General features: G+C 65.5%; 2 protein-coding genes. Both read right to left on the bottom strand.

What is annotated here, in order from left to right:
* On the bottom strand, positions 1–438 hold a 438-nt coding region (locus tag AC1DUU_RS31760), incomplete at its 3' end, for a CMD domain protein (protein WP_476787272.1).
* A 15-nt stretch (positions 439–453) separates the two neighbouring features.
* Entirely contained in the window at positions 454–1,482 is a 1,029-nt protein-coding gene (locus AC1DUU_RS31765; RefSeq protein ID WP_476787273.1) for a putative FMN-dependent luciferase-like monooxygenase, read from the bottom strand.
* Positions 1,483–1,503: the final 21 nt, after the last annotated feature.

Consider the following 1,503-nt stretch of genomic DNA (forward strand, 5'->3'; position numbering starts at 1 on the left):
GAGTAGATGAGCGTGTTCGAGCCCGGCCGCGAGCTTCGTACCCAGGACTTCACGGCTCGCCGAGGCGACGCGGTATGACGGGCCGGTCACATTCTCACGCGTCAGCGGCCCGGCGGTATAAGCGCCATAAGGACCGCTGGCCTTGCCCTGCTGAACCTCATGCGCGATGGCGCTCGCCAGCGATTTCGACGGCTTTTCTGCATCAAATCTGGCGATGTAGTGCTTCGTCACCCTGTCGTCGCCATGCAGTCCGACGACAAAGCTCGCGATCGCGAAGCGGTCACGGACCGAGACTTCGCTCGGGTCGTCGGGGTCGAACAGCGCGAGATAGCTCTTCTGCGCGTTGTCGCGGGCCTCGACGCGGTCGTAGCGGATGAGATCGAGCCTGGAGCCGACAACGATGCCGGCAAGCTCGTCGATGATATCGGGGTTGCTCATGGTTCTGGCCTCCGTTCAGGCAACGAGTTTCGAGGAGTGTGGTATCGACCTGCCCCAGCCGAGCGCAGCCGCAACCTTCTGGGCGGTCAATTCGATCGAGCGCAGCGTGCGCTCATGGCTGGGGTCGACCGAATGGACCTGGAACACGACGTCGGTGACGCGCCGGAGACTGGTGTCGACCGACAGGCTCGCGATCACCGCATCGGGCGATCCCGCATGGGTGTCGAATGCGGTGGCGAGTTCTTCGACACGGTCGCCCGGCGGGGTGTGGCCGGTGGCGATGAAATGATCGCGCACGCGGCGCAGGCCCGTCTCTGCAAGCTGCAGGGCCTCGTTATGGCTATCGGCCACGAACAGGCTGCGCGAACCCAGGATGCGCGGGGCGACACCTGTCGGGAGTGCTGCCAGATAGGCATCGATGATCGGGTTCTGCACTTCGTCCAGCGAGGCGTTGGGGTTGTCCTTCGGCCGCGGCTGCGTCCGCGACAGCATTAGGCCGTCACCTGCGAGACCGGCACGACGACCACCTTCCACCGAGAACGTCGCCTGCCAGACTCGCCCGGCAAGGGTCGGGGCAGCAGGATACAACCTGTCGTCGCCCTCGAACGGCTTGCCGGCGAAGGCGCTGCGCAGGACATGGAGATGCGTGTTGAGCAGCTCGCCGCGCCGGGCGCTGTCCAGTCCGAAGGCGGTGAAGGACGACGGTGTTCCACCCGAGCCGACGCCCAGTTCGAGCCGTCCGCCCGAGATGAGGTCGAGCACGGCGGCGTCCTCGGCGACACGCAGCGCATTTTCCAGCGGCAGCGTGATGATCCCGGTGCCGAGCCGGATGGTGCGGGTGCGGGCGGCAACATTGGCGAGCAGGATCAGCGGCGACGGAAGGCCACCTTCGGCGGCGCGGAAATGATGCTGCGCCACCCAGGCCGTGTCGAAGCCCTCTCGCTCGGCCGTCAGGATCTGTTCTGTGGCGAAGCGATAACGGTCGGCAGGCGATGCCTCCTCAAGCAGACGCGTGAAGAAGCCGAGCCTTTTCCTCTCGGTCATTGTGCAGTTCCTTCAATTGGC

The organism is Aminobacter sp. P4_H6_2 (genome assembly GCF_056400805.1).